The 18,423-nt window shown below is 71.2% G+C and carries 17 protein-coding genes and 1 riboswitch; of the genes, 13 read left to right on the plus strand and 4 right to left on the minus strand.

Annotated features, from left to right (window positions below; all coding sequences use genetic code 11):
- Window positions 1-333 precede the first annotated feature (333 nt).
- Window positions 334-445: riboswitch (TPP riboswitch) on the plus strand.
- The 7 genes from ACFHW1_RS01170 to thiC all read left to right on the plus strand — a co-directional run bounded on the left by ACFHW1_RS01170 (window position 440) and on the right by thiC (window position 6,289).
- Entirely contained in the window at window positions 440-1,111 is a 672-nt protein-coding gene (locus ACFHW1_RS01170) for a thiamine phosphate synthase (RefSeq protein WP_416551296.1), read from the plus strand. (Overlaps the previous riboswitch by 6 nt.)
- On the plus strand, window positions 1,108-2,256 hold the full coding sequence (gene thiO, locus ACFHW1_RS01175) for a glycine oxidase ThiO (protein ID WP_416589848.1): 1,149 nt from the start codon (window positions 1,108-1,110) through the stop codon (window positions 2,254-2,256). Before ACFHW1_RS01170 ends, thiO begins: the two co-directional genes overlap by 4 nt.
- Window positions 2,247-2,447 carry a sulfur carrier protein ThiS gene (thiS, locus tag ACFHW1_RS01180; protein ID WP_416551298.1) on the plus strand — a complete coding sequence of 67 codons (201 nt, stop codon included), beginning with the start codon at window positions 2,247-2,249 and terminating at the stop codon, window positions 2,445-2,447. The genes thiO and thiS overlap by 10 nt, the downstream gene beginning before the upstream one ends.
- Window positions 2,448-2,452: 5 nt before the next feature.
- Window positions 2,453-3,223: a thiazole synthase gene (locus tag ACFHW1_RS01185; protein ID WP_416551299.1), complete on the plus strand. Its 771-nt coding sequence runs from the start codon at window positions 2,453-2,455 to the stop codon at window positions 3,221-3,223.
- Window positions 3,220-3,816 (plus strand): thiamine phosphate synthase, encoded by a 597-nt coding sequence (locus ACFHW1_RS01190; protein ID WP_416614653.1) that lies wholly within the window; start codon window positions 3,220-3,222, stop codon window positions 3,814-3,816. Before ACFHW1_RS01185 ends, ACFHW1_RS01190 begins: the two co-directional genes overlap by 4 nt.
- A gap of 41 nt (window positions 3,817-3,857) precedes the next feature.
- Window positions 3,858-4,697, plus strand: a complete 840-nt coding sequence (gene thiD / locus ACFHW1_RS01195) for a bifunctional hydroxymethylpyrimidine kinase/phosphomethylpyrimidine kinase (protein ID WP_416614676.1) — start codon at window positions 3,858-3,860, stop codon at window positions 4,695-4,697.
- Window positions 4,697-6,289, plus strand: a complete 1,593-nt coding sequence (thiC, locus tag ACFHW1_RS01200) for a phosphomethylpyrimidine synthase ThiC (protein WP_416589847.1) — start codon at window positions 4,697-4,699, stop codon at window positions 6,287-6,289. Before thiD ends, thiC begins: the two co-directional genes overlap by 1 nt.
- Before the next feature lie 12 nt (window positions 6,290-6,301).
- On the opposite strand, the gene ACFHW1_RS01205 is transcribed toward thiC, so the two are convergent.
- The 3 genes from ACFHW1_RS01205 to ACFHW1_RS01215 form a co-directional block, all read right to left on the minus strand.
- Window positions 6,302-7,795, minus strand: a complete 1,494-nt coding sequence (locus ACFHW1_RS01205; protein ID WP_416567418.1) for a hypothetical protein — start codon at window positions 7,793-7,795, stop codon at window positions 6,302-6,304.
- A gap of 69 nt (window positions 7,796-7,864) precedes the next feature.
- Window positions 7,865-8,806: an LLM class F420-dependent oxidoreductase gene (locus ACFHW1_RS01210; RefSeq protein WP_416551303.1), complete on the minus strand. Its 942-nt coding sequence runs from the start codon at window positions 8,804-8,806 to the stop codon at window positions 7,865-7,867.
- A gap of 2 nt (window positions 8,807-8,808) precedes the next feature.
- On the minus strand, window positions 8,809-9,594 hold the full coding sequence (locus tag ACFHW1_RS01215) for an ABC transporter ATP-binding protein (RefSeq protein WP_416551304.1): 786 nt from the start codon (window positions 9,592-9,594) through the stop codon (window positions 8,809-8,811).
- Between the two features lie 304 nt (window positions 9,595-9,898).
- Here ACFHW1_RS01215 and ACFHW1_RS01220 point away from each other — a divergent pair, with 304 nt between their 5' ends.
- Both ACFHW1_RS01220 and ACFHW1_RS01225 read left to right on the plus strand, forming a co-directional pair.
- Entirely contained in the window at window positions 9,899-10,933 is a 1,035-nt protein-coding gene (locus tag ACFHW1_RS01220; protein WP_416551305.1) for an ABC transporter substrate-binding protein, read from the plus strand.
- 82 nt (window positions 10,934-11,015) lie between these two features.
- The gene (locus ACFHW1_RS01225; protein WP_416551306.1) at window positions 11,016-11,855 is read left to right on the plus strand and encodes an ABC transporter permease; all 840 of its coding nucleotides are present in this window, start codon (window positions 11,016-11,018) and stop codon (window positions 11,853-11,855) included.
- A gap of 89 nt (window positions 11,856-11,944) precedes the next feature.
- On the opposite strand, the gene ACFHW1_RS01230 is transcribed toward ACFHW1_RS01225, so the two are convergent.
- Window positions 11,945-13,144 (minus strand): ABC transporter substrate-binding protein, encoded by a 1,200-nt coding sequence (locus ACFHW1_RS01230; protein ID WP_416614655.1) that lies wholly within the window; start codon window positions 13,142-13,144, stop codon window positions 11,945-11,947.
- Window positions 13,145-13,609: 465 nt separating this feature from the next.
- Between ACFHW1_RS01230 and ACFHW1_RS01235 the strand changes: the two genes are divergently transcribed.
- The 4 genes from ACFHW1_RS01235 to ACFHW1_RS01250 all read left to right on the plus strand — a co-directional run bounded on the left by ACFHW1_RS01235 (window position 13,610) and on the right by ACFHW1_RS01250 (window position 18,348).
- A complete protein-coding gene (locus ACFHW1_RS01235; RefSeq protein ID WP_416614656.1) occupies window positions 13,610-16,882 on the plus strand; it encodes a nitrate- and nitrite sensing domain-containing protein in 3,273 nt (1,090 codons plus the stop codon).
- The gene (locus ACFHW1_RS01240) at window positions 16,879-17,292 is read left to right on the plus strand and encodes a roadblock/LC7 domain-containing protein (RefSeq protein ID WP_123606103.1); all 414 of its coding nucleotides are present in this window, start codon (window positions 16,879-16,881) and stop codon (window positions 17,290-17,292) included. Before ACFHW1_RS01235 ends, ACFHW1_RS01240 begins: the two co-directional genes overlap by 4 nt.
- Before the next feature lie 80 nt (window positions 17,293-17,372).
- Entirely contained in the window at window positions 17,373-17,744 is a 372-nt protein-coding gene (locus ACFHW1_RS01245; RefSeq protein WP_416551309.1) for a DUF742 domain-containing protein, read from the plus strand.
- Window positions 17,725-18,348 (plus strand): GTP-binding protein, encoded by a 624-nt coding sequence (locus ACFHW1_RS01250; RefSeq protein ID WP_416551310.1) that lies wholly within the window; start codon window positions 17,725-17,727, stop codon window positions 18,346-18,348. Before ACFHW1_RS01245 ends, ACFHW1_RS01250 begins: the two co-directional genes overlap by 20 nt.
- Window positions 18,349-18,423 lie beyond the last annotated feature (75 nt).

The following is an 18,423-nucleotide window of genomic DNA, read 5'->3' on the forward strand; positions in this document are numbered from 1 at the left end:
ACCACGAGAGCCCTCGCCAGCAGGAGCCTTGCTGCCCTTCGTGCCCTTACCGTGTGTGCCGTCACCCGGTTGCTCTTCGCCGACATTACTACCTTCCCCATCGAAGTCGATAAGTAAACAGAACGTAACTCCGCGACTGCAAGAGGTGGAAGGTCATATCCAGTACCAGCGAAAAATGTCAGGCCGAAACGGCACGCCGAAAGATCAGCCGCGTTGCTGGCGCCCAGCTGGCGGTGAGCCTGGTCACGGCGGACAGCGGCGGGGTGGGCAGCGACCGAAGGTTGCCTCGGATTGACCCTTGGCGGATCGACGAGACCGTCGTACGGTAACAGGCAAGTAACCCACGGGAGCCCGGTGCACCGGGCTGAGAGGGAGGCTGACGCGGCCTCCGACCGTAGAACCTGATCCGGGTAATGCCGGCGCAGGGAGGAGCGTTGCCGTGCCGTCCCTTGGGCGACTGCATCTGATCACCGACACCCGACCCGGGCGCGACCCGCTCGGCGTACTGCGGGTGGCGCTCGCCGCCGCCCGCGCCGCCGACGCCACCGCCGACCTGGTCGTGCAGGTCCGCGTCGAGGACGACATGTCCGACCGGGAGGCGTACGAGCTGACCGTCCGCGCGGTCGCCGAATGCGCCGCGTACCAGGTGACCTGCCTGGTCAACGACCGGCTGCACGTCGCGCTCGCCACCGGCGCGGCCGGTGCGCACGTCGGTGCGGCGGACCTGCCGGTCGACGCCGCCCGCCGGGTGCTCGGGCCGGCCGCGATCCTCGGCGCCACAGCCCGCGACCCGGCCACCGGGCGGGCGGCGGTCGCCGCCGGGGCGACGTACCTGGGGGTCGGGCCGTGCTACGCCACCGGCACCAAGTCCGGGCTGCCGGACCCGATCGGGCCGGCCGGGCTGGCCGCCGTCGCCGCTGCGGTCGACGTGCCGGTGGTGGCGATCGCCGGGATCACTGTGGACCGGGTGCCGGACCTGCTGGCCGCCGGGGCGCATGGAGTCGCGGTGGTCGGCGCGATCGCGGGTGCCGTCGACCCGGGGCAGGCCACCGCTGACCTGCTGACTGCGGTACGGCAGCGGCCGGCCGCCCAGACGGGCGCGACACGATGACCGGGTCGGCCGAGGGCGCGGACGTGGCGGTGGTCGGCGGCGGGCCGATCGGGATGAGCATCGCCTGGCGGTGCGCCCAGCGTCGGCTGCGTACCGTGCTCTACGACCCGGCACCCGGATCCGGGGCGTCCTCGGTGGCAGCCGGGATGCTCGCCCCGGTCGCCGAGTCGCACTTCGGCGAGGCTGAGCTGACCCGGCTGCTGGTCGAATCGGCGGCCCGCTGGCCGGCGTTCGCCGCCGAGCTGACCGCCGTCACCGGCCAGGATATCGGTTACCGCACCGCCGGCACACTGGTCGTCACGCTGACCGGCGACGACCGACGCGAGGCGGATCGCCTCTGGGCGTACCAGCAGAGTCTGGACCTGCCGATCACGCTGCTGCGCGCCACGGCGCTGCGCGAGCGCGAACCGGCGTTGGCGCCGAGGGTGCGCGGCGGCGCGCTGATGCCCGACGACCACCAGGTCGACCCGCGTCGGCTGGTCGCGGCGTTGGACACCGCGTTGGACCGGGCCGGGGTGACCGTCGTCCCGCAGCCGGTCACCGATCTTTCCGCACTGGACGCGCGGGTCGTCGTTGTCGCGGCCGGCTGTGGATCGGCGGCGCTGACCGGGCTGCCGGTCCGCCCGGTGAAAGGCCAGATTCTGCGGCTGCGGGCACCCGCCGGCGCCGTCGGGTTCCGGCATGTGATCCGGGGGTACGCCGACGGCCGGCACGTCTACCTGGTGCCCCGTGCCGACGGTGAGGTGGTCGTCGGCGCCACCGTCGAGGAGCGCGGCGACACCACCGTCACCGCCGGAGCGGTGCTGGAGTTGCTGCGCGCCGCCGCCGATCTGCTGCCGGAGATCGCCGAGTACGAGCTGCTCGAGGCGCAGGCGGCGGCCCGGCCCGGCACCCCGGACAACGCGCCGCTGCTCGGCTGGCACCAGCAGCCCGACGTCAACTCGGCCGGCGGCACCGCAGGCCGGGAAGCGCTGGTGGCGACCGGGCACCACCGGCACGGCATCGTGCTGACCCCGGTGACCGCCGACCTGATCGCCGATTTGGCGGCCGGGGGCGACCCGGATCCGGCGCTGGCGCCGTTCCAGCCGGCCCGGTTCACCGCCGCGACCAGCGAGATCGCGAGGGAGGAGCAGCCGTGGAGTTGATCGTCAACGGGGCACCGATGACCGCGCCGACCGGGACCGTGCTGGCCGACGTCGTCCGGGCGGTCACCGACCGGGCACGCGGCGTCGCCGTCGCCGTCAACGGTGAGGTGGTGCCGCGCAGCGGCTGGTCGGCCGAGCAGCTGTGCGACGGCGACCGGGTCGAGGTGCTGATCGCGGCGCAGGGCGGGTGAGCCGGATGCCGTTCAGCGTCGCCGGGCACAGTTTCGACTCCCGGCTGATCCTCGGCACCGGCGGTGCCGCCAACCTGCACATCCTCGAGCAGGCGATCGCGGCCAGCGGCACCGGCCTGGTCACGGTCGCGCTGCGCCGGGTGGACAGCGCCGCCACCATGCACGGCGGGCTGCTCGATCTGCTGGATCGCTGCGGCGTACGGCTGCTGCCGAACACCGCCGGCTGCTACACGGCCACCGAGGCGGTCAAGGTCGCCCACCTGGCCCGCGAGGCGTTCGACACCGACTGGGTGAAGCTGGAGGTCATCGGCGACGAACGGACCCTGCTGCCGGACGGCGCCGAGCTGCTGCGCGCCGCCGAGCAGCTGGTCGACGACGGGTTCACCGTGCTGCCGTACACCACCGACGATCCGGTGCTGGCCCGCCGGCTGGCCGACGCCGGCTGCGCGGCGGTGATGCCGGCCGGTGCGCCGATCGGCTCCGGGCTGGGCATCCTCAACCCGCACCACATTCGACTGATCCGTCAGTCAGTGGACATCCCGGTGGTGCTGGACGCGGGGGTCGGCACTGCCTCCGACGCCGCGCTCGCGATGGAACTCGGCTGCGACGCGGTGCTGCTGGCCAGCGCGGTCACCCGGGCCGCCGACCCGGTCGCGATGGCCACCGCCATGCGGTACGCCATCGACGCAGGCCGGCTGGCGGCGCGCGCCGGGCGGATCCCGAAGCGTTTCCACGCCCTGGCATCCACTTCGGACGAGGGGCGACCCGAACTGTGAACGGGATATTGTTGCTCACCGATCGCCGGCAGACTGCCCGGCCGCTGTCGGAGGTGGTCGCGGCGGCGGTTGCCGGCGGGCTCCGACAGGTGGTGCTGCGGGAACGCGACCTGCCCCGGGCCGAACGCGCCGCGTTGGCCGACCGGCTGCGCGGCATCCTCGCCCCGGTCGGCGGGACGTTGATCGTCGCCGGCCCCGACCCGTTGGATGGTGACGCGGTGCATCTGAGCGCCGCCGGACCGTACCCGCCACCGGCGTTCGGGCTGGTCGGCCGATCCTGCCACGACGAGGCTGAGCTCAGCCGACTGACCACGGAGGACTACCTGACGGTGTCGCCGGTCTTCGTGACCGCGTCCAAGCCCGGGTACGGACCGCCGCTGGGCCCGGCCGGGCTGGCCCGCCTGGTCCGAGTGGCCGCCGGCCGGCCGGTGATCGCCCTCGCCGGGGTGACTACGGCGGAGCAGGTTGCCACCTGTCGAGCGGCCGGAGCCGCCGGGGTGGCGGTGATGGGCGCGGTGATGCGCGCCGCCGACCCGGCGGCCGTCGTGGCGGAGTTGGTCGCGGCGGCCGCACCGGCCGAGGTGAGCTGCTGATGCCCGGCGGCCGAGGTGAGCAGCTGAGGCCCGTCGACCGGATCACCCCGGTGGTGGCGATGACGATCGCCGGCTCCGATTCCGGCGGCGGCGCCGGCATCCAGGCGGACCTGAAGGTCTTCGCCGCGCTCGGCGTCTACGGCACCAGCGCGATCACTGCGGTAACCGCGCAGAACACCACCGGCGTCACCAGCGTCCATCAATTGCCGGCAGCGCAGGTGCTCGCCCAGATCGAGGCGGTCCGCGCCGACCTGCCGGTGCGCGCGGTGAAGACCGGCATGCTCGGTACGGCCCGGATCGCCGGGGCGGTCGCCGCGCTGGCCCGAGCCGGGGAGCTGCCGAACCTGGTGGTCGATCCGGTGCTGGTCTCAACCAGCGGGCACCGGCTCGGTGTGGTCGGCGCGGTCGAGCGGCTGCTGCCGTACGCCCTGGTCGCGACACCGAACCGGGCGGAGGCCTCGGCGTTGGTCGGCTGGCCGGTGCGGACCGTCGACGAGATGGCCCGGGCGGCTGCGGAGCTGGCCGCCGGCGGACCGAGGTTCGTGGTGGTGACCGGTGGCGACCCGGACAGTACGTCGACCGCCCCGGCCTCGGCCGACGCGCTCGCGGCGGCGGACCCGGCGGTCGACGTCGTCGGCACCGCCGTCGACGGCTGGCGGCTGGCCGGCGAGCGGCACGAAACCGGCAACACGCACGGCACCGGGTGCAGTTTCGCGGCGGCGGTGGCTGCCCGGCTGGCGCTCGGCGACGACGTACCAGCTGCGTTGGTTTTCGCCAAGGAGTATGTCGCGCGGGCGCTCGACGGCGCCCGGCACTGGCGGTTGGGCTCCGGTCACGGACCGATAGACCATTTCGGCAACTACCTGAAGGAGGCCCGCTGATGCAGGCTCGGCGCAAGGTGTACGTGCAAGGAACGCGACCGGACATCCAGGTGCCGTTCGCGGAGGTGACCCTTACCGGCGACAACCCGCCGGTCCGGCTCTACGACACGTCGGGTCCGGGGTCGGACCCGCAGGTCGGGCTGGCCGCGCTGCGCGGGCGGTGGATCGCCGAGCGCGGCGACGTCGCCCCGGTACGCGGTGCCGGCACCCCGGTGGCCGGGGCCCACGGGCGTCGGCCCACTCAGTTGGCGTACGCCCGGGCCGGGACCGTCACCCCGGAGATGGAGTTCGTCGCGCTGCGGGAGAACCTTCCGGCCGAGGTGGTACGGGAGGAAATCGCCGCCGGACGCGCGGTGCTGCCGGCCAACGTCAACCACCCGGAGTCCGAGCCAATGATCATCGGTGGTCGGTTTCTGGTGAAGGTGAACGCCAACATCGGCACCTCGGCGGTCTCGTCGTCGGTGGCCGAGGAGGTGGAGAAGCTGACCTGGGCCACCCGGTGGGGCGCGGACACGGTGATGGACCTGTCCACCGGCAAGGGGATCCACGAGACCCGCGAGGCGATCGTGCGCAACTCGGCGGTGCCGATCGGCACGGTGCCGATCTACCAGGCGTTGGAGAAGGTCGGTGGGGATCCGGTCAAGCTGAGCTGGGACGTGTTCCAGGAAACCGTGATCGAGCAGGCTGAGCAGGGCGTCGACTACATGACGGTGCATGCCGGGGTGCTGCTGCCGTACGTGCCGTTGGCGGTCGACCGGGTCACCGGGATCGTCTCCCGGGGCGGGTCGATCATGGCCGCCTGGTGCCTGGCGCACCACGAGGAGAACTTCCTCTACACCAACTTCGCCGAACTGTGCGAGATCCTGGCCCGCTACGACGTGACCTTCTCGCTGGGTGACGGGCTGCGACCGGGGTCGATCGCCGACGCCAACGACGCCGCGCAGTTCGCCGAGCTGCGGACGTTGGGCGAGCTGACCTCCGTGGCGTGGGAGCACGACGTGCAGGTGATGATCGAAGGCCCCGGCCACGTGCCGATGCACAAGATCAAGGAGAACGTGGACCTGCAGCAGGAACTGTGCCACCAGGCGCCGTTCTACACGCTCGGCCCGCTGACCACCGACATCGCCCCAGCGTACGACCACATCACGTCGGCGATCGGGGCGGCGATGATCGGCATGTTCGGTACCGCGATGCTTTGCTACGTTACGCCGAAGGAGCACCTGGGGCTGCCGGATCGCGACGATGTCAAGGCCGGAGTGATCGCGTACAAGATCGCGGCGCACGCGGCCGACCTGGCCAAGGGACACCCGGGAGCGCAGGCCTGGGACGACGCGTTGTCCAAGGCGCGGTTCGAGTTCCGCTGGGAGGACCAGTTCAACCTGTCGCTGGACCCGGAGACCGCCCGGTCCTACCACGACGCGACGCTGCCGGCCGAGCCGGCGAAGTCGGCCCACTTCTGCTCGATGTGCGGCCCGAAGTTCTGCTCGATGAAAATCACGCAGGATCTGAAGGAGTACGCCCAGCAGGGCATGAAGGACAAGTCGGATGAATTCGTCGCATCCGGTGGCCGGGTCTACCTGCCGTTGGCCTGATCGTCGGCGCCGCTACGGCTCCGGCCGCCCGCGCCGGCGGGGCTGCCGGCCCAACTCGCTGACCCAGTCCACGTGTTCGGCGTCCTCGTCGGTCAACGTCGGTGGAGGTGCCGGCCGCCGCTGGCGCATGAACCGTGGCTGGGGAATCCGACCGGCCGCAGGTGCGGTGGGCGGTGCGGCGACCGGTTCCGGTGCGACCGGTGGTGGTGCGACCGGCTTTGGCGTCGGGCGGTCGGCGCCATCGGTCACCGGAGTCGGAGTCGGTGTCGGCGGCCCGCCCGGCGCGATCGGGGTCGGGTCGACACGGGGGGTGACCGCCGCAGGTACCGGCGGCGGACGGTCGCCCGGATGCGACTGCGCGGCGACCGGCACCGGTGACGCTGCGGTCGGGCCCGATCGGACCGAGCCTGATCGGACCGGTTCTGGTGAGGTCAGGCTCGGTGTGGGTGGGTCCGCTGCGGGCGGGTGTGACGCCCGCCCGACGGATGCCGAAGCGACGGGGATCTCTTCACATAGGGCAATTTCCACTACCGATTCTCGGCTCTCGGACGAGCTATCGGCGGGTCCGACGGTCACTCCGACGGCGGGCGCGGGCGTCCCACTCGCGGGCGCGGGCGTTCCGGTTGCGGTGCTGACCCGTCGGCCGGGCCGCCGCACGGCAGCCACGGTGATCGAACCGACGACCCCGGCGGCCACCGCCAGCAGCGCCGCCCAGTAGGGGGCGTCCTGGTATGGCCCGGCGCGGCCGGCCCCGGCGGCCAGGTACGCGGCGTCGAGGACCGCCGGTCCGGCCATCCCGGACACCGCCGTGGCCACCGTCGGCGCCGCCCGCCACCGGGCCAGCCCGCTCACCGCCGCACCGAGCACCAGCGCCAGCGCCGGCAGCAGCACGAACACCTGCCAACCGGAGTCACCCACGTCGAGCACGACCGGTTCGAGCACCCCGGGTCGGATCTCGGCGACGGGGTCACCCGCCCACAGATCCGGGGCAACTGACCCGACCGCCAGCAGCCAGAGCGCGCCGCTGAACACCAGCACGTTCCAGCGCATCGCCGGATGGGTCAACGCGGCCAGCGCCGCCGGCAGACCCACCACCGCCCCGATCCCGCCGATCAGGGCGGTAACCGTCACCGGATCGTCGACCCCGGTCGACGCCTGCGCCGGCAGCACCGACAACCCGACCACGGCGAGCGCCGCACCGATTGCGGCGACCAGCGCCAAGACGACCCGGCGGACCGCTGTCCGGACCGCCGACACCCGCCGGGGCCAGGCCGGACGCTGTTCGGCGACCCGTTGCGCCACGCCCGCGCCGACGACGGCAGCGACGATCGCGAACCAGGCGAGCCAGGACAGCTGGGTCGGCCAGAAGTCTGCGGTCGGCCCGACGAAGTCGCGACGCAGGCGTACCAGTTGGAAACCGTAAGCGGCACCGAGCTGGATGGCACCGGCGAACGCCGCCACACCAAACGCTGTGGTGATCGCTCTGAGCCAGGTCCGCAAGGCCATGCCGGGAGGTTACGGGCGGCTGCGCGCACTGTCGACCTGGACCGAGGCGACGGCCGCCGGCCCGGTGGGTCAGCCCAGCTGGGGCAGCACCTCGGCGGCGACCAGCTCCAGGTGGTCCAGGTCGGCGAGGTCGATGAACCGCAGGTGCACCCGGCTGGTACCGATCGCCGCAAACTCCCCGATCCGGTCCACCAGCTGGGCCGGCGAGCCGATCACCGGGTCCTCCGGCGGCAGGGCGCTCTTCTCGTGCAGCGGCGCCGCACGGCGCTGCGCCTCGGCGTCGGTCCGCCCGATCGCGATGACGATGCCGGCCGACATGGTCAGTGGCGGTCGGTCCTGCTCGGTGCGCCCGGTCCGGAGACAGGCCTCGGTCACTCGCTCGTAGGCCGCCGCAGTCTCGGCGACCGACTTGAACGGCATGTTGAACTCGTCGGCGAACTGGGCGGCCAGCTCGGGGGTCCGCTTCGGCCCCCGTCCGCCGATGATGATCGGCGGGCCGGCCGGCTGCGCCGGCTTCGGCAGCGCCGGAGCGTCGACCAGCTGGTAGTGGTTGCCGTGAAAGCTGAACCGGTCACCGACCGGGGTACGCCACAGCCCGGTGATCACCTCGAGCTGCTCGGCCAACCGGTCGAAGCGTTCCCCGACGGACGGGAACGGCAGACCGTAGGCGGTGTGCTCCCGGGCGTACCAACCGGCCCCGATGCCGAGGTCGACCCGGCCGCCGCTCATCTGGTCGACCTGGGCGACCATCACAGCGAGCGGCCCGGGCAGCCGGAAGGTCGCCGAGGTGACCAGTGTGCCGAGCCGGATCCGGGTGGTCTCGCGGGCCAGCGCGGCCAGGGTCAGCCAGGCGTCGGTCGGCCCCGGCAGCGCCAGCTCCTCGCCCATCGACTGGTAGTGGTCGGCCCGCAGATAGCCCTCGAACCCGGACTCCTCGGCGAGCCGGGCCAGCCGGAGCTGGTCGTCGTAGCTGGCGCCGCGGTGCGGCTCGGTGAACACGCTGACCCGCATGGTCAGTACCCTCCGATCCCGGCCGTGGCCGGTGCGTCGCGTTCCATCAGCACCTCGTGCAGCTCGGCACTGCACCGGGCCACGTCCTCGCTGTGCGCGTTGCGCCCCAGGCTGCGGGGACGCGGGATGTCGATCGGCACGATCTTGCGGATCCGCCCTGGTCGAGGGCTCAGCACCACCACCCGGTCGGCGAGCAGGACGGCTTCGTCGATCGAGTGGGTGACGAAGACGATGGTCGCCGCGCGTTCCATGTGGATCCGTTGCAGCTCGACGGAGAGCTCCTCACGGGTCAGCGCGTCCAGCGCCGAGAACGGCTCGTCCATCAGCAGCACCTGTGGTTCGGCGAGCAACGAGCGGCACAGCGACACCCGCTGCTGCATGCCGCCGGACAGCTCGTGCGGCAGCCGCTTGTCGAAACCGGCCAGCCCGACCATCTCCAGCAGTTGCAGGGCTTTCGCCCGGTACTGTCTGCGACGCAGCCCGAAGATCTCCGCCGGCAACAGGACATTGTCCAGCACAGATCGCCAGGGCAGCAGGGCCGGACGTTGGAAGAGCATCGCGATGTCCCGGCGTGGCTTGACCACTTGCTCGCCACCGACGGTGATCGCGCCGGCCGTCGTCGGGAGTAGCCCGGCGATCAGTCTGAGCAAGGTGGACTTGCCGCAACCGGATCGACCGACGACCGCGACGAACTCACCGGCGGTCACCGAGAGGTCGATGCCGCGCAGTGCTTCCACTGTGCCGGAGCGACCGGCGAACGTCCGCCCGACTCCGCTGAGCTGGATCATGGGGCCGGCAGCTCCCTCGTCCCGAGTCGATCAACAAGCGGGGGACAGAGTATCCGGATCGTGCCGGCCACGCACGACCCGCGCGGTAAACACTTTTGATTGCGATCCAGGGTTTGCGATGCCCGGCTGTCGCATTAGTCAGGTTTCCCTCGTACTCTGTTGCCCGCGAAGTTTCCCAACGCGACCGCGGCACCGGTCCGGCCCCCACCGGCCGGCCGCCGCGCCGGACCAACTACCCCCTCCGGTCGCCTCGACGACCTGCGGGTTCGTCGAGGGGCCGTCGGGTTGGAAAGGACACACGTTCATGACAAGGCTCACCCGTACGATCGCCGCCACGGCCCTCGCGGCGGCGCTTGCGGTCACTGCCGGCTGCAGCGCGGACGACGGTGACGAGGCGAATGCCGGTGGCACCGAGGAATTGAAGAAAGTGACTTACCTCACTTCCTTCGGTAACTTTGGTCGGGACTCCTACGCCTGGGTCGCCAAGGACAAGGGCTTCTTCGAGGAGGCCGGCTTCGACGTCGAGGTCAAGGCGGGCGCCGGCACCGGCGACAACATCAAGACCGTCGTCGCTGGACAGGCCCACTTCACGCCGATTGACATGACCGGCGGACTGCTGCAGTACGGCAACGGCGAGGCGAAGGACTTCGTCGTGGTAGCCGGCATCCAGCAGCGCACCATGGCCGCGATCATCGCGCTGGACGGCAGCGGCATCACCACCCCCAAGGACCTCGAGGGCAAGACGCTCGCCGACGCCCCCGGCTCGGTGGTGCGCAACCTGTTCCCGACCTACGCCTCGCTGGCCGGCATCGACGAGACCAAGGTCGAGTGGGTCAACGGTGCCCCGCAGACCCTGATGGGCACCCTGGCCTCCGGGTCGGTGGACGGCATCGGCCAGTTCGTGGTCGGCAAGCCCACTGTGGAGACCGTCGCGCAGGGCAAGACCGCCGTGGTGCTGCCGTACAGCGACATCATGACCGACCTGTACGGCAACGTGCTGATCACCTCGACGGCGATCGCCGAGGAGGACCCGGAGATGGTGAAGCGCTTCAGCGCGGCACTGCTCAAGGGCCTGGAGTACAGCATCACCAACCCGGAGGAGGCCGGCGAGATCATGGCCAAGAACGTGGAGGAGGCCAACCCGGCTGCGGCCGCCGCCGAACTGGAGCTGATGGCCGCCTTCGTGAAGTCGACCAGCTCCGGTGTTCCGGTCGGTGCGCTGGACAGCCAGCGGATCGCCCGCAGCATCGCGATCCTGCAGGGCGCCGGGGCAATTCCGCCGGGCCTGGAGCCGGAGCAGGTCGTCAACTTTGACCTGGCCCCGAACGCCGAATCCTGACCGACCCGGGTGCGGGCGGGTGGGCCGCCGGATGGTGATCCACCCGCCCGCACCGGCGGTTCGGCGAACCTGAGGAGTGTCGATGACCGTACTCAAACCGGCGCAGGCGCCACCGGTACGCGCCGCGACCACCGCTCCGGTCCGCCGCCCCGTCAGCGGCCGGGTCGCCGCCGTTGGACTACCGCTGCTCGGCGTGGCGGTGACGGTGACCGTGTGGTGGCTCGTGACCAGCGTGTTCGACCTGGTGCACTCGGTGGTGCTGCCACCCCCGCAGGACGTGTACGCGGCGTTCTCCCTGCGGGTACCGCGACTGCTGGAACACACCCTGGCGACCACCACCTCGACCGTCGCCGGGTTCGCGATCTCCACCGTGGTCGGGGTGCTGATCGGACTGGCGCTGGCCGGATCACAGGTGGCCGAGCGGATGTTCTCCCCGCTGCTGGTGGCGCTCAACGCCGTACCGAAGATCGTGCTCGCCCCGCTGCTCGTGGTCACTCTCGGCTGGGGCCAGCAGTCGATCCTCACCATGGTCTTCCTGCTCTGCTTCTTCCCGATCGTGCTCTCCACTGTGACCGGTCTGACCTCTACCCCTGCCGATCTGGCCGAGCTGGCCCGGTCGCTGGACGCGTCCCGCTGGCAGACCTTTCGCAAGATCCGGTTTCCGGCGGCGTTGCCACAGATCTTCGTCGGCCTGAAGGTCGCGATGCCGTTGGCGGCGATCGGTGCCGTGATCGGCGAGTTCCAGGCCGGTGAGGAAGGCCTGGGCTACATGACCCTGCAGTTCAGCGGGATGGGCGAGAACTCCGCCGCCTGGGCGGCGATCGTGTTGATCGGGTTGATGAGTATTCTGCTCTACTTCGCGCTCGTCGGCTTCGAACGGCTGCTGCTGCCGTGGGTGCGGGAGACGACGTCCGCCCGCTGACGTCTGCCACTATGCCGCGCCCGCGCCGGACGTCGTGCGCCCGCCAGGAATCCTGGCGGGCGCACGACGTCCGGGCCGTATCGGGGTCGTCAGCTGGCCAGCCGCCAGCGGCCACCCCGGGAGACCAGCATGGTCAGTGCCTGGGGCATCAGTCCGGAGTGGTTGTCCGGGGTCATCCGGATCGGCCCGGACAGTCCGTCGAACTGGGTGGTCTCCAGCACCTCACGGATGGCCTCCCGGTTGATCGAGCCATCGCCGGCCGACGTGGCCACCGCGTCGGCGATCAGCTGGACGGCGTCGGCGGCGAACGAAGAAAACCCGTAGTAGCTGCCGAACCTGGCCGTGTAGTCGCGGAACCACTGCTTGCGGGCTGCCTTCGCCGGGGTGTTGGCGATCACGTCGTCGATCACCATGGTCTGGGTGAAGACCAGATTGACGCCCTTGGTGCCGGTGGCCGAGCCACCGGACAGGAACAGGTCCCCGGCGGCGGCGGCGTCGAAGAACAGGGGCCCCGGGTAGTCGGCCTGCGCGGCGCTGTCCGCCGCCAGCGCCGCCTGCTCGGCCGAGGTCCAGACCAGCAGTGCGCCCGGATTCTCGCCGGTCAACGGCTGCGCCAGGGCGGCGACGGCCTGGCTCACGTCGGTGTCGGTGGTCCGCACCTGTTCGGTGCCGACCAGGTTGATGCCGAGCTTGTCCAGTTCGGCGGTGATCACCCGCAGGCCGTCCCGGCCGTACTCGTCGTCGGTGTGCAGCAGGCTGGCCCGCCCGATGTTGCGGCGGCGCAGCTCGTTGGCGACCGCGGCGGCGCTGTCTGCCGCGTTGGGACCGAGCTTGAACAGATAGCGACGCTCGGTGACCGGGGTGGCGACCGCGGTGGCCGGGGCCAGCGAGATGGTCGGCACCCGTTCGTCGTTGATCGTCCGGGCGGCGCCGACCGCACAGTCACTGCAACTGCCCATGATGATCGCGGTCACCGCGGAGTCGCCAGAGAAGTCGCCAACGTTGCGCAGCGACTCGCTCGGGTCGGAACGATTGTCCCGGACGTCCAGCCGGATCGTCCGGTCGCCCAGCAGACCCGATTCGTTGATCTGCTCGACCTTCAGTTCGAGGGCTCGCTGGTAGCCCTTGCCGATGGTTGCGGCGGCACCGGACAGTTCCAGGTCGGCGGCGATGAGGATCTCGCCGCCGTCCCCGCCGGCCGAGTCGCTGGCGAACTGGCAGCCGGTGAGCGAAGAGGCCAGCAATGTGGATGCGAGCGCCGTGAGTAGGGCGGAACGGGTGGGCCTCAAGTCAGTCCTCCAGGTACGCGGCGGATGCGCACCCGGTCGGTGGGCGGCGGCGCGGCTGAGCACGTCCTCAGTAGAAGTAGCGCCGGCGGCATGCCGTACGGTGTGCGCGGAGCCTGCAAACTTGGGAAACCATGCCAATGGGCGGCGTTCTGGTCAAGCGCGCCGGTCGGGGCGTTTCCGGGACTGTCGTCCCACATGTTGGCAACGAGTGCATGTTGCGAGCGTTGACTTTGGCGGGACAACTGACGGTGGAAGTTCCATCCGCGCTGATCAGGGCGGTGTGATGAAGATACTCTCCGGTAACACTGGGGTGATTACAGGTCGTCCGACCGATTTCTGCCCGACTGAGGCTTCCCAAGCGGGTCCACTTCTGGTGAAATCGCGGCCGTGCCGCATGCGGCGCTCACCGCTGCAGCAGGCATCGGTCGGCAGTCCGCGTGTGGAGATAGCGACGGAGGCGATGTCGTGAGGACCGGACCGACGACCCTGCCCGACAACGGCCCGCGGAAGCGCCGCGCGCAGTTGCGTTGGGTGCCGCGACTGAGGGATGCGCGGATCAGGTCCAAACTGGCCCTGATCCTGGTCGTTCCGCTGGCCGCGGTCGCCGCTCTGGCCACGGTACGGCTGGTCGACGTAGGACAGGGAGCCGTCGACGCGCGAATGGTGCGGTCGATGGCCGAACTCTCCGTCGACGTCTCAGCCCTGGCTCAGGACGTCCACAAGGAGCGGATGGCCGCGGTGACCTTCCTCGCCGCCCGCGACGCCGACGCCGAGGCATACAACAGCCGGGTGCGCAGCACCGACGAGCGGATCGCTGCGTACGCCGCCGAACGCGACCGGGTCGGAAACGTGCCGGAGGCGGTCGAGCGGCAGCTGGTCGCCATCGACGACCATCTGGACACCTTGAACGCCACCCGCCAGGAGGTGCTCGACCGGCGGCAGATGCCAGTGCCGGAAGCGGTGCTGCGGTACGGCGTCATCCTGTCCGACCTGGCTTCCTACGGTGAGGTGCTCGGCCAGGTCTCCGGTGACGGCGAGGTGCCGGACAGTCTGCGTGCCGTCTCCGCCTTCGCCCGGGCCAAGCTGGCCACGGCCGAGGAGGAGGCGATCATCTTCGCCGCGCTGTCCACCGGCCGGCTGGACGAGGAGCAGTTCTCGTCGTACCTGGCCACGCTGACCAGCCAGCAGGAGGCGTTGCTGTCGTTCTCGCTGGCCGCGTCGCCGTGGGAGCAGGAGCTGGCCGACAGCAGCGTCACCGGCGACGCCGTCTTCCTGGCCGACCGGGTCGCCACCGAGATCACCCGTTCGGTGGGCCAGCGGGCTCCGATGAGCGCCGCACAGGCCGCCCGAGCCGTGGGCGCGGTCAACGACCTGATGCGGTGGGCCGAGGTCCAGCTGGAGAACCGGCTGCTCGACCGGGCCACCGAGGTGAGCACCAACGTCACCCGGCAGGCGATCATCGAGTCGATCGCGGTGCTGATCGTCCTGGTGCTGGCGATTGCCCTTGCGGTGGTCCTGGCCCGCTCGTTGAACGACTCGCTGCGGCGGCTGCGGGAAGGCGCCATGTCGGTGGCCAGCCGGGACCTGCCGGAGGCGGTGGCCAAGCTCCGCGACGTCAACGACCTCAACGACCGGGGCCCGGAGGAGATCGTCCGCAACCTACGTGACCCGATCCGCCTGCCCAACCGCGACGAGGTTGGCCAGGTCGGCCAGGCGTTCAACGTGGTGCACCGGGAGGCGGTCCGGATCGCCGCCGAGCAGGCCGCGCTGCGGGCGAGCGTGTCGGCGATGTTCCTCTCCCTGGCCCGCCGAAGCCAGACGTTGGTCGACCGGATGATCGGCGAGCTCGACGCGATCGAGCGCGGCGAGGAGGACCCGAAGCGGCTCGCCCAGCTGTTCCAGCTCGACCACCTCGCCACCCGGATGCGCCGCAACGACGAGAATCTGCTGGTCCTGGCCGGTGCCGACTCGACGGCGCCACGCCGGGAGGACGCGCTGCTGGTCGACGCGCTGCGAGCCGCGCAGTCTGAGGTCGAGCTCTACAACCGGATCGAGTTCGGCACCGTCGACACCGACATCCTGATCTCCGCGCACGCGGTCAACGACGTGGTACGTCTCGTCGCCGAGCTGCTCGACAACGCCACCCGGTTCTCCCCGCCGACCACCACGGTCGTCGCCGACGCCCGGCGGCTGCGTGACTACGTACTGGTCCAGGTGGAGGACCGCGGCCTGGGGCTGTCTGAGGAGCAGTTGGACAATCTCAACCGGAGGCTTGCCGAGCCGTCCACGGTCGACGTCTCGGCGTTCCGACTGATGGGTCTCGCCGTGGTCAGCCGGCTGGCCGGCCGGTACGGCATCCGGGTCGAACTGCGGCCCAACCCGGAGGGCGGCACTATCGCCCAGGCCACGCTGCCGAGCAGCATCCTGGTGCTGCCGCAGCGCACCCGGGAGCCAGCGATGACGCGGGGACGCCCGGCCATGGCGGCCGAGCCGATCTCCGCCGCGCCCACGTCAGGCGGGACCTGGTCGCCGATCTCGAGTCCGCCGGCGGCGGCACCCGGCCGTACGGCGACCCTCACGGACCAGTGGCAGAACGCCCGGTCGTCACAGTGGAACGCAGTGGCCGGTGCACCTACCGCCGCCTTCCCGGTGACCACCGGCGGGCAGTCGACGCCGGTGTCCGCCACCCCGATCTCCGCGTCGCCGATGTCCGGCGCTCCCATGTCCGGCGTTCCCATGTCCGGCGCACCGGCTGCCCCGGCCGCCGGCCCGGCCGCGCCGACGTACAACCCGGGGCTGCCGGCGTACCGTCCGGCGGCATCCGCCGCCCCGCCTGCGGCGGCACCGCCGGTGGCCAACGTCGGTACGCCGACCGTGGCCTACCCGACGGTGCGACCGGCCGGTACCAGCGGCCACCCGGACCAGTCGGTCATCCCGGCCACCATGCATCCGCTGGCCCCAGCGGTACGCACCGGCGGCCAGCTGCCGCACGGCCCGATGGCCGGCGGCTCCACCGGCGGCAGTGCGCCCGCAGTGCCCGCCAAGCCCGCAGTGCCCGCCAAGCCTGCAGCGCCCGCCAAGCCTGCAGCGCCCGCCAACCCCGGTGCCCGGCCCGAGGACGCCGCTGAGATGCCCATCTTCCGGGAGATGGAGGCGGTCTGGTTCCGGTCACACGGCTCGGCCGAAACCACCGTCCTGCCGCTGCCGACCGCCGGTCGTCCGCCTGCTGCCGGTGCGCCCGCACCGGCGTACCCGCCGGCACCCGCTCCGACTAGGACACCGCTGCCGGCCCGCAACCCGGGACAGTCGGCTCCACAACCGGCGGCGTACTCTGCTCCGGTGCAGCCGAACGCCGCACCACCACCCCCGGCGGCGCCACCGGCGCCAGCACCGTCCATTTCGGCCGGCGCGGCGACGTCGGCGCTGAATGCCATCCCCCGGCAACGGACCGGCGACTCCGGCAGTTGGCGTACCGCCGCCGACGAGGGCTGGGCCCGGGCCAGTAAGGCCGCGGAGCCGGCGACCGCCGGCATCACCCGCTCTGGTCTGCCAAAGCGCCAGCCCCAGGCACAGCTGGTGCCGGGTGGCGTGGAGGCCAAGCAGGGCCGCGAGCCGACCCGGCGGACCCCGGACGAGGTCCGCGGCCTGTTGTCGGCATATCACCGTGGCGTGCAACGCGGCCGGACCGTCGGCAGCGAGCAGTACCGCGCCAACTCAACCAAGGAGACCAGCGAATGAACAGGCCAGCAGCTATTCAGGACATGGGTTGGCTGCTCAGCAACTTCGCCGACAGCGTGGCGGGGATCGCCCACGTCGTGGCTGTCTCGGCAGACGGACTGCTGCTCGCCTCCTCGCGTGACCTGCCGGCGGATCGGGCCGACCAGTTGGCGGCGATCACCTCCGGCGTGGTCAGCCTCACCGACGGGGCGTCGCGGATGTTCAGCGCGGGTGGCGTGCTGCAGACAGTGATCGAGATGGACAGCGGGTACCTGTTCCTGATGTCCATCAGCGACGGATCGTCGATGGCGGTGCTCGCCGCCCGTAGTTGCGACGTCGGTCAGGTCGGGTACGAGATGGCATTGCTGGTCGAGCGGGTCGGTGCCGCGCTGGTCCCGGCCCCACGGGAGGCCGTGGGCGGCCGACCCTGATCCGAGGCTGAAGTTTCGCAGCGACACAAGGGACCGTCACCGATGACGTGCCAGCAGACCCACGAGGAGGTGACCGCTCAATGGGCCAACCACGACAGGACCCGCGCGGAGCGCTGGTCCGCCCCTATGCGGTCACCCGCGGGCGTACCGAGCCACAGCAGCACATCGCCCTGGAGGCGGTGCTGGTGGCCTCGGCGGCGGCGGTCACCGAGTCTCGTTTCGCCGGGCACGACAAGCATCGAATCGCCACGATCTGCGACAACCGTGCCCAGTCACTGGCGGAGATCGCCGCGTACACCCGGCTCCCGCTGGGCGTCGCACGGGTCCTCGTCGCCGACATGGTCGCCGACGGCCTGCTGGCGTTGCACAGCACCGCTCCGACTGAGACAGAGGGCTACGAGGAGCGAATGGAACTTCTTGAAAGGGTGCTAAGTGGACTTCGCAGGCTATGACCGTCCCGGCGTCCGCCGGGACAAGGGAATCACCTCGGCGAAGATCGTCATCGCCGGTGGATTCGGGGTGGGCAAGACCACCATGGTCGGCGCGGTCTCCGAGATCACGCCGCTGACCACCGAGGCGTTGATGACCTCGGCCGGTGTCGGCATCGACGATCCGTCAAAGGTCCCCGGCAAGGAGACCACCACGGTGGCGATGGACTTCGGCCGGATCACCATGGCCGACGACCTGATTCTCTACCTGTTCGGCACACCCGGACAGACCCGGTTCTGGTTCATGTGGGACGAGATCATCCGCGGCGCGGTCGGTGCCGCGGTGCTGGTGGACACCCGCCGGATCACCGACGCCTTCGCCCCGCTCGACTACTTCGAGAACCGGCAGCTGCCGTACCTCGTGGCGTTGAACTGCTTCGACGGCGCGCCAGAGTACGAGCCGGGGGAGGTGCGGGAGGCGCTGGCTATCGCGCCGCACGTTCCGCTGGTGATGTGCGACGCCCGCAGCCGGGACTCGACGAAGAGTGTGCTGGTCACTGTCGTCGAGCACGCCATGGCGACGCTGCGCGCCGAGCACGGCCGGGGGTATCCGACGCCGGTCGGCTGACCGTACGGCAACACAGCCGGCGGCGCGCTGCGCCGCCGGCTGGCGCGTGCTCAGCCGGCCGTGCGGCCTCAGCCC

The sequence above is a fragment of the Micromonospora sp. LOL_014 genome, assembly GCF_048060245.1.
Classification (GTDB): Bacteria; Actinomycetota; Actinomycetes; order Mycobacteriales; family Micromonosporaceae; genus Micromonospora_E.

Coding starts and splice junctions, on each gene's coding strand:
- thiO (WP_416589848.1), top strand. CDS start 1,108: ATGACCGGGTCGGCCGAGGGCGCGGACGTGGCGGTGGTCGGCGGCGGG.
- ACFHW1_RS01185 (WP_416551299.1), top strand. CDS start 2,453: ATGCCGTTCAGCGTCGCCGGGCACAGTTTCGACTCCCGGCTGATCCTC.
- thiC (WP_416589847.1), top strand. CDS start 4,697: ATGCAGGCTCGGCGCAAGGTGTACGTGCAAGGAACGCGACCGGACATC.
- ACFHW1_RS01205 (WP_416567418.1), bottom strand. CDS start 7,795: ATGGCCTTGCGGACCTGGCTCAGAGCGATCACCACAGCGTTTGGTGTG.
- ACFHW1_RS01210 (WP_416551303.1), bottom strand. CDS start 8,806: ATGCGGGTCAGCGTGTTCACCGAGCCGCACCGCGGCGCCAGCTACGAC.
- ACFHW1_RS01215 (WP_416551304.1), bottom strand. CDS start 9,594: ATGATCCAGCTCAGCGGAGTCGGGCGGACGTTCGCCGGTCGCTCCGGC.
- ACFHW1_RS01220 (WP_416551305.1), top strand. CDS start 9,899: ATGACAAGGCTCACCCGTACGATCGCCGCCACGGCCCTCGCGGCGGCG.
- ACFHW1_RS01225 (WP_416551306.1), top strand. CDS start 11,016: ATGACCGTACTCAAACCGGCGCAGGCGCCACCGGTACGCGCCGCGACC.
- ACFHW1_RS01240 (WP_123606103.1), top strand. CDS start 16,879: ATGAACAGGCCAGCAGCTATTCAGGACATGGGTTGGCTGCTCAGCAAC.
- ACFHW1_RS01245 (WP_416551309.1), top strand. CDS start 17,373: ATGGGCCAACCACGACAGGACCCGCGCGGAGCGCTGGTCCGCCCCTAT.